This window comes from Zavarzinia sp. (assembly GCF_049306435.1).
Lineage (GTDB): Bacteria > Pseudomonadota > Alphaproteobacteria > Zavarziniales > Zavarziniaceae > Zavarzinia.
The window spans coordinates 1-7830 of sequence record NZ_JBAQRT010000191.1 but is presented as its reverse complement, the minus strand read 5'-3'; the positions used below and the strand labels follow the sequence as shown (position 1 = coordinate 7830).

Here is a 7830-nt window from a genome sequence, read left to right as displayed (position 1 = left end):
CCTCACGATCCGGCGGGCGACCGGCGCCGGGCGGGCTTGCTCCCGCCCGGTGGCCGCCCTAGGATCGCCCAAACGGGAGGAAAAGGGGCCGGTTCATGTTGTCTGACGTGTATGTCCGCGCGTATCGACCTTTGCTGGTCGTCGCGGTGGCTTCGCTTGCGCTCGTTTCCTGCGGCCGGCCGCGCCTGTCCTATGAAGTCGGGCCGCCGTCGTCGATCGCGGGGCAGCCACTGCTGGACAATCCGTCCGACAGCTGCCCGGCGGCCCAGTCCAATTGGGTGGCCCGCGCCGATACCAACAAGGATGGCGCCGTCGATCTGGGGGAGGCCAAGGCCGATGCCCGCCGTTTCTTCGCCATGGTCGATGCCGACAACAACGGCGTGGTGACCCCGTCCGAATTGACCGATTATCGGATCAAGACCTATCCGGCGGAATATCGCCGCTCGATCGCCACCCCGCTGCCCCCCACCGGGGCGCCGGTGAAGACGCCGGGCGGCACGGAATTGCCCGATCCCGAGAAGCGGCGCTATCTGCTGACGCCGGCGACGACGGATCTCGTGATGGCGGCGGATGCCGATCTCGATTTCCGGGTCACCCTCGATGAGGTCGTCGCCAAGATGACCGAGCGCGGGGCAAAGCTCGACGACAATGGCGACGGCAGGATTTCGGCCGGGGAAGCGGCGGCCTTCTGCGGCTGAGGCGCCTCAGGGCGCCTTGCGGCCGGTGATCATCGCCCGCACCAGGTTTTCCCGGTGCATCAGGCTGGCGAAGACGACGCCGAGCACATGAAGGATGATGCAGGCCAGCAGCAGATTGGCTGAAACCTCGTGGATTTCGCTCATGAGGTCGTCGCCGAAGAAGCGGTCGGTGACCGACAGCCAGCCGGTGATGCCGGTGACGGCGATCATCACGAGAAGGGCGACAACCATGACGCCGCCGGCCGGATTATGGCCGATATAGCGCCGGCCCCGGCCCCTGATCTCGTCGATGAGATAGGCGAGGGCGGTGAAGGGCGAGCGCACGAAACTGGTGAAACGGGCATGGCGCGGCCCGACCAGCCCCCAGATCAGGCGGAAGGCGATGAGACCGAGGGCGACATAGCCCGACCAGCGGTGCGTCAGCTCGCCTTCTTCGGAAAACCAGGCGATCGCGATCGAGGCGACCAGCGACCAGTGGAACAGTCGCAGCAGAGGGTCCCAGACGCTGACGGTATCGGGGCGGGAAGCAGAAGACATGGCGATGCTTTCAGGGCAAGGGGCGGGCCCCGCACCCACCTGGAGGGGGCAGGGGTGGCGGATGCAGGGCCCTTCCGCGGCAATAGACAATCACTGGGGTCGATACGCCGCGGATATCAGACAGGTCAATAGGTCTTGGTCTTCACCGTCTCGCCGGTCCACGGGCTGATGTACATCTCGACCTTCTTGCCGGCGGGATCGAGCCCCTTGATCTCGAAGCAGCCGTCTTCGGTGTCGAACTTCTTGATCTTGTAACCCTGGGCCTCGTACTGGGCCTTGACCTCATCGGCGGTCTTCTGCGGCCCGGTGCCGGTGCACAGGTCTTCGGCGGCGAAGGCCGTGCCGGCGGAAAGGGCGACCGCCGCGACGGCGAGAAGGCTCGACAGGTGACGCATGTTATGTTCCTCGTATTGTCTCACTGCGGCCGGGGGGGATGATGACCGGCTGCGAGGGGGACTATCACCCCGCTGGCTGACGGCTGCCTGACGGCTTTGGAGTTTTCGGCGCCATGCGCATTCTGCTGGTCGAGGATGACCGCGATCTCGGCCCTGTCGTCGCCGAAAACCTGCGCCGCGACGGTTTCGCCGTCGATCTGGCCGCCAGTCTCGCCGAGGCGCGGGAACTGGCCGAACTCGGCAGCTTCGATGTCGCCGTCCTCGATCGCCGGCTGCCCGATGGCGAGGGGTTGTCGCTCGTTTCCGCACTGCGGCGCCTGCAGCCGGGCCTGCCGGTTCTCGCCCTGACCGCGCGGGATGCCACGGAAGACCGGATCGAGGGGCTGAACGCCGGGGCGGACGATTATCTGGGCAAGCCCTTCGCCCATGGCGAGCTGGTCGCCCGGTTGCGGGCCTTGCTGCGTCGGCCGCGCCATGTCCTGTCGCCCGTGCTCGCCCTCGGCCCGCTCGAGCTCGATACGGCGGAGCGGCGGGCGAGCATCGAGGGGCGGCCGCTCAATCTCGCGCGGCGCGAGACGACGCTGCTCGAGATCCTGCTGCGGAAGGCCGGGCGAGTCGTCCAGAAGGAGGCGGTGATCGAGGCGCTTTACGGTCTCGACGACGCGGTGGAGCCCAACGCGCTGGAAGCCTCGGTCTCGCGCCTGCGCCGGCACCTGGTCGAATCGGCCTCCGGTGTCGAGCTGGTGACGGTGCGGGGTGTCGGCTATGTGCTGCGGGCGGTGACCTGATGGGCCGCAGTCTCGCGGGGGCGATCGCCCGCGCCCTGGTGGCCGCCAATCTCATTGCCCTCGTCGGCATCACGATCGGCTTTGCCATCTCCGGACTTGCCGACCGGCGGAACCGTTTCCAGGATGGCGTCGACGAGGTCGCCTCGGTGATCGAGGATGCGATCGGCCGGGACGCGCAAGGCCGGTTGAGCATGAATTTCGACGACCCCGACTGGCGGGCGGTAATGGCCAAGCACGAGGATATCCTGTTCCTCGTGCTCGATCCCCAGAGCGGCGAAGAGGTCGGCAATGACGGCGGCGCCCTGCACCGTGCCATCGGCGACCGATGGCTGCGGGAATGGCGGCGCAGCATCTTCAGCCTGAGCCTGCCGGGCCACGCCGCGCTTCAGGGCACGGCCATGACCATCTCGCTCGACGAGACGCCGCTGCGCCTTGCCGTCGCCTATGACGAAAACGACTGGCAGGGTATCAGGTCCTGGGTGGGCAATGAATTCGCCAAGGAAATCGCGCCGACGGCGGTGCCCGCCCTGCTGATCTCGCTGGTTGTCGCCCTGCTGGCCGTGCGGCGGGTGATGCGGCCTGTCGCCGATGTCGCCGCGCGCCTGTCCCGGCTCGATCCGACCCGGGGCGACGCCCGTCTCGACGCCTTGTCCCTGCCGGCTGAAATCGCCCCGCTCGTTGGCGCGGTCAACGATTCCTTCGACCGGGTGGCCGCCGCGTTCGAGCATGAACGGCGTTTCCTGTCCGATGCGGCCCATGAACTGAAGACACCGATCGCCGTGTTGCGCGCCCGGATCGACGGCCTGTCCGACCGCGCCATCGCCGAGCGCCTGACCGCCGATGTCGACCGGCTGGGCAAGATCGTCGATCGCCTGCTGACCTCGGCCCGGATCGAGCAGGGACGGGCGGCGATGAAGCCGCTCGACCTCGGCGCCCTCGGCAGGACCGTGGTCGCCGAATATGCCCCGCTCGCGCTGGCGAAATCCTGCGAGATCGAATGGCAGGCGGAGGACGCCCCCCTGCCCCTGATGGGTGATGCCGAATTGCTGGCCGAGGCCCTGCGCAATCTGGTCGGCAATGCCTTGCGCTTCTCGCCTGAAGGCGGCCTGATCGAGGTCGCCGCGGCCTTCATGGAAGCCGGCCGGCAGATCGTGGTCGAGGTCCGGGACCGTGGCCCCGGGTTGCCTCCAGGCAGCGCCGACCGGATCTTCACGCCCTTCGTTTCCTCGGCGCCCAGCGGCTCCGGCCATGCCGGGCTTGGCCTCGCCATCGTCGCCGCCGTCGCGCGGCGACACGAGGGCCGGGCCGAGGCGGAAGACCGGCCGGGGGGTGGTGCGATCTTCCGCCTGGTGATGCCGGCGATGCTCAGTCCCGCGGCCGGCACCTGAAGGCGGCGCCCGGGTCCATGTAGTGGCCCGTCACCGTCGCCCGGTCGAGGCCGATATCCTTCAGCAGGCGAGGCTCGGCGGAAAGCAGAAAGGCCATCGCCCGGCGATGCTCGCGCCGTTCCCGATAGTGCCTGAACCCCGCCGCGATCCGGGACCAGAGGTTTACGCCCCGGCTTTCCGCCGTGCCCGCCATGATGTGAATGTGATTGGTCATCATCGTGCTCCGCGCTCGTTCCATGGCCAAGGAATGCGCCCTTTTCGGCACTTCGACAAAGGAGAAGCCTTGAGCTAACATGTGAATGAAATTGACATGTGAGGGGCCATGGACCGACTGCCGCTGAATGCCCTGCGCGCTTTCGAGGCGGCGGCCCGTCACCTCTCGCTCAGCCGCGCGGCCGAGGAATTGCATCTGACCCATGGCGCCATCAGCCATCAGGTGAAGGCGCTGGAAGCCGTGTTGGGCACCGCCCTGTTCCAGCGACAGGGCCGGGGCGTCGGCCTGACCGAGCCGGGCCAGCATCTGGCCGAAGCGCTTTCCGCCAGTTTTCTGCGCATCAACGAGGCGATGCAGGCGGTGCGCCGACAGGGCAATTCCACCCTGACCATATCCGTGCTCACCTCTTTCGCCGCGCGCTGGCTGGTGCCCCGGCTGGAGCGCTTCCACGAGGCACATCCCGAGGTCGTCCTGAACATGCGGACCGGCAAGGGGTTGGTGGACCTCCGGCGCGACGGTGTCGACATGGGCGTGCGCGTCGGCAAGGGGAATTACCCCGGCCTCGATACCCGTTTCCTGATGAGCGAGACGCTTTATGTCGTCGCCTCGCCCCGGTTGGCGGGCGGCCTGCCGACGACGCTGGAAGACCTGCGCCGCTACACGCTGCTGCGCGATTCCTTCGACGACTGGGCGATCTGGTGCCGGGCGGCCGGCATCGATGTGAAGGGGCTGAAGTTCGGCACCGCGATCCAGGACTCCTCGGTCCTCCTTGAAGCGGCGGCGAATGGCGGGGGCATCGCCCTCGCCCGCAGCGTGCTGGCCGCCGACGATCTCGCCAGCGGCCGGCTGGTGCGCCTGTTCGACGTCGAGGTGCCGAATATCTTTTCCTACTGGACCGTCACCCTGCCGGAGCGGCGGGACGAAGCCGCCATCGCGAAATTCCGCGCCTGGCTGGAAGCCGAGGTCGCGGCCTTCACCGGCAGGGCGCCGGTATAAGACTTACTTCTTCGCGGCGACGACCTGGATTTCGACCGTGTATTGCGGCGCGGCCAGCTTCGCCTCGATGGTGGCGCGGGCCGGGGTCACGCCCGGGACCACCCAGGATTCCCAGACCTTGTTCATCTCGCCGAAGGTGGCGATGTCGGCCAGATAGATGTTGGCCGACAGGATGCGGGTCTTGTCGGTGCCGGCGCGGTCCAGCAGGGCGTCGATCTGGGCGAGAATCTCGGTGGTCTGTTCCGTCACCGACTGGCCGGCCTTGGTCTCGGCCACCTGACCGGCGAGGAAGACCAGATTGCCGAAGGCGACGCCCTGCGACATGCGGGGGCCGGGATCGAGGCGGGTAATCGACATGATGCTTCATCCTTGGAATAAGGGCCGAGGCAGGGGTTGTGCCGCGCCCACGCGGTCTTGTCCAGTGGCCCGCCTGTGCCAATATGCGAGAGACGAAAAGAAACAACGATCGGGGAGGAACGATCATGGCCGATGGTACCCTGGTGCCCGCCGATATCTCCCTCGACGACAAATACCGCCGTCACGAGGGCCGGATCTATCTGAACGGGATGCAGGCGCTGGTGCGCCTCGCCCTCGAACAGCATCGCCGCGATACCGCCGCCGGGCTGAACACTGCCGGCTTCATCTCGGGCTATCGCGGCTCGCCGCTGGGCGGTTTCGATCTGGAGCTCGAGCGTAACAAGCCGCTGCTCGAAGCCGAGAACATCCGCTTCCAGCCCGGCGTGAACGAGGATCTGGCCGCGACCGCCCTCTGGGGCACGCAGCAGGTCGCGCTGGGCAAGACCCCGCTGTTCGACGGCGTCTTCGGTTTCTGGTACGGCAAGGGTCCGGGGGTCGACCGCACGGGTGATGTCTTCAAGCACGCCAATCTGGCCGGCACGGCGCCCCTCGGCGGCGTCCTCGCCATCGCCGGCGACGATCACACCTGCAAATCCTCGACGACGGCGCATCAGACCGAATATGCCTTCGTCGATGCCATGATCCCGGTGCTGGTGCCGTCCAACCTCGCCGAGGTAATCGATTTCGGCCTGGCCGGCATCGCCCTGTCGCGTTTCGCCGGCACCTGGGCGGCGCTGAAGCTGGTTTCGGAAATCGCCGATACCTCGGCGACCCTTCCCGCCGTCTCGGCCTATCCATCTTTCGCCCGGCCCGCCGATTTCACCCCGCCGGACGAGGGGCTGCATATCCGCTGGCCCGATACGGCGCAGGCGCAGGAAGCACGGCTGCATCTGCACAAGCTGCCCGCCGTTCTCGCCTTCGCCCGGGCCAACCCGCTGAACCGCGTGGTGGAGCGGCCGGCGCGCCCGCGCCTCGGCATCATCACCGCCGGCAAGGCTTACGGCGATCTGATGCAGGCCTTCGAGCTGCTCGGCCTCGATGCGGCGGCGCGGGCAAGGCTTGGCATCGCCATCTACAAGATCGGCCTCGTCTGGCCGCTGGAGCCGGAGGGGCTTTCCGCCTTCGCCGGGGGGCTGGAGGAAATCCTCGTCGTCGAGGAAAAGCGCCCGCTGATCGAGGATCAGGTGAAGGCCCTGCTCTACAACCGGCAAGGGCCGCGCATCACCGGCAAGCGGGATGCGGCGGGCAAGATCCTGCTCAAGTCCCACGACGAACTCTCGCCCGTCGAGATCGCCGATGCCGTCGCCCGAAGGCTCAACGCCCTGACCGGCGACGAAGCCCTGGAAGACCGGCGCCGCCGCCTGACCGGGGCCAATGCGCCCGAGCCGCCGCCGGCCAAACGCACGCCCTATTTCTGTTCCGGCTGCCCCCACAACACTTCGACCAAGGTGCCCGAGGGCAGCCTCGCCCATGCCGGTATCGGCTGCCATTACATGGCGACCTGGATGGACCGCTCCACCGAGACCTTCACCCATATGGGCGGGGAAGGGGCGAACTGGATCGGCCAGGCGCCTTTCGTCACCACGAAGCACATCTTCCAGAACCTCGGCGACGGCACCTATTTCCATTCCGGCCTGCTCGCCCTTCGCGCCGCCGTCGCGGCCAAGGTGCCGATCACCTACAAGATCCTCTACAACGACGCCGTCGCCATGACCGGCGGCCAGCCCCATGATGGGCCGCTGACCCCGGCGATCATCGCGGCGCAGGTGCGGGCGGAAGGTGTTACGCGCATCGCCCTCGTCGCCGAGGACATCACCCATCACAGACCCGCCGATTTCCCGCCCGGCACCAGCTTCCACGGCCGGGACGATCTCGATGCCGTGCAGCGCGAACTGCGCGATACCCCGGGCGTTACCGTCATCATCTACGATCAGGCCTGCGCCGCCGAGAAGCGCCGCCGCCGGAAACGCGGGCTTCTGGCCGATCCCTCGCGCCGCGTCGTCATCAACGAGGAGGTGTGTGAGGGCTGCGGCGATTGCGGCGTGCAGTCCAACTGCCTGTCCATCGTGCCGGTGGAAACCGAATTCGGCCGCAAGCGCCAGATCGACCAGTCGTCCTGCAACAAGGATTACTCCTGCCTCAAGGGCTTCTGCCCCAGTTTCGTCACCGTCGATGGCGCCGCGCTGAAAAAACCGCATCCGAAGGGCGGCGACGCGCCCGATCCCGCCGGCCTGCCGGACCCCGCCCTCGCGCCCCTGCCGTGGTCGATCCTCGCCCTCGGCATCGGCGGCACCGGGATCGTCACCCTGGGCGCGCTGATCGCCATGGCCGCCCATGTCGAAGGCAAGGAAGCCAGCGTCCTCGACCAGACCGGCCTCGCCCAGAAGGGCGGGGGCGTCACCAGTCACATCCGCATCGGCGCCGCCGGTCAGGCGCCGCCTGCGCCCCGTATTCCGG

Annotated in this window: 9 protein-coding genes; 5 read left to right on the top strand and 4 right to left on the bottom strand. The window is 67.7% G+C overall.

Going from position 1 to position 7830, the window contains the following annotated elements; all coding sequences use genetic code 11:
• Positions 1-95 precede the first annotated feature (95 nt).
• Positions 96-698, top strand: coding sequence for a hypothetical protein (locus WAZ62_RS10590; RefSeq protein ID WP_422643493.1), 603 nt, complete (start codon positions 96-98; stop codon positions 696-698).
• Between the two features lie 6 nt (positions 699-704).
• On the opposite strand, the gene WAZ62_RS10585 is transcribed toward WAZ62_RS10590, so the two are convergent.
• Both WAZ62_RS10585 and WAZ62_RS10580 read right to left on the bottom strand, forming a co-directional pair.
• Entirely contained in the window at positions 705-1235 is a 531-nt protein-coding gene (locus tag WAZ62_RS10585) for a cytochrome b/b6 domain-containing protein (RefSeq protein ID WP_422643492.1), read from the bottom strand.
• A 125-nt stretch (positions 1236-1360) separates the two neighbouring features.
• Positions 1361-1630, bottom strand: a complete 270-nt coding sequence (locus WAZ62_RS10580; RefSeq protein ID WP_422643491.1) for a PepSY domain-containing protein — start codon at positions 1628-1630, stop codon at positions 1361-1363.
• A 113-nt stretch (positions 1631-1743) separates the two neighbouring features.
• Here WAZ62_RS10580 and WAZ62_RS10575 point away from each other — a divergent pair, with 113 nt between their 5' ends.
• Positions 1744-2418 carry a response regulator transcription factor gene (locus WAZ62_RS10575; protein WP_422643490.1) on the top strand — a complete coding sequence of 225 codons (675 nt, stop codon included), beginning with the start codon at positions 1744-1746 and terminating at the stop codon, positions 2416-2418.
• A complete protein-coding gene (locus WAZ62_RS10570; RefSeq protein ID WP_422643489.1) occupies positions 2418-3806 on the top strand; it encodes a sensor histidine kinase in 1389 nt (462 codons plus the stop codon). Before WAZ62_RS10575 ends, WAZ62_RS10570 begins: the two co-directional genes overlap by 1 nt.
• Here WAZ62_RS10570 and WAZ62_RS10565 read toward each other — a convergent pair.
• On the bottom strand, positions 3784-4020 hold the full coding sequence (locus tag WAZ62_RS10565) for a hypothetical protein (RefSeq protein WP_422643488.1): 237 nt from the start codon (positions 4018-4020) through the stop codon (positions 3784-3786). The two genes, WAZ62_RS10570 and WAZ62_RS10565, sit on opposite strands and share 23 nt — an antisense overlap.
• Before the next feature lie 108 nt (positions 4021-4128).
• On the opposite strand from WAZ62_RS10565, the gene gcvA reads away from it, so the two are divergent.
• Complete coding sequence (gene gcvA / locus WAZ62_RS10560; RefSeq protein ID WP_422643487.1) at positions 4129-5016, top strand: transcriptional regulator GcvA; 888 nt, start codon at positions 4129-4131, stop codon at positions 5014-5016.
• A 3-nt stretch (positions 5017-5019) separates the two neighbouring features.
• On the opposite strand, the gene WAZ62_RS10555 is transcribed toward gcvA, so the two are convergent.
• Entirely contained in the window at positions 5020-5373 is a 354-nt protein-coding gene (locus WAZ62_RS10555) for a RidA family protein (protein WP_422643486.1), read from the bottom strand.
• A gap of 125 nt (positions 5374-5498) precedes the next feature.
• On the opposite strand from WAZ62_RS10555, the gene WAZ62_RS10550 reads away from it, so the two are divergent.
• On the top strand, positions 5499-7830 hold a 2332-nt coding region (locus WAZ62_RS10550), incomplete at its 3' end, for an indolepyruvate ferredoxin oxidoreductase family protein (protein WP_422643485.1).

Bases quoted from the DNA above. Each gene is read 5' to 3' on its own strand.
- WAZ62_RS10590 (WP_422643493.1), top strand. From the start codon at position 96: ATGTTGTCTGACGTGTATGTCCGCGCGTATCGACCTTTGCTGGTCGTC.
- WAZ62_RS10575 (WP_422643490.1), top strand. From the start codon at position 1,744: ATGCGCATTCTGCTGGTCGAGGATGACCGCGATCTCGGCCCTGTCGTC.
- WAZ62_RS10585 (WP_422643492.1), bottom strand. From the start codon at position 1,235: ATGTCTTCTGCTTCCCGCCCCGATACCGTCAGCGTCTGGGACCCTCTG.
- WAZ62_RS10570 (WP_422643489.1), top strand. From the start codon at position 2,418: ATGGGCCGCAGTCTCGCGGGGGCGATCGCCCGCGCCCTGGTGGCCGCC.
- WAZ62_RS10565 (WP_422643488.1), bottom strand. From the start codon at position 4,020: ATGACCAATCACATTCACATCATGGCGGGCACGGCGGAAAGCCGGGGC.
- WAZ62_RS10580 (WP_422643491.1), bottom strand. From the start codon at position 1,630: ATGCGTCACCTGTCGAGCCTTCTCGCCGTCGCGGCGGTCGCCCTTTCC.
- gcvA (WP_422643487.1), top strand. From the start codon at position 4,129: ATGGACCGACTGCCGCTGAATGCCCTGCGCGCTTTCGAGGCGGCGGCC.
- WAZ62_RS10555 (WP_422643486.1), bottom strand. From the start codon at position 5,373: ATGTCGATTACCCGCCTCGATCCCGGCCCCCGCATGTCGCAGGGCGTC.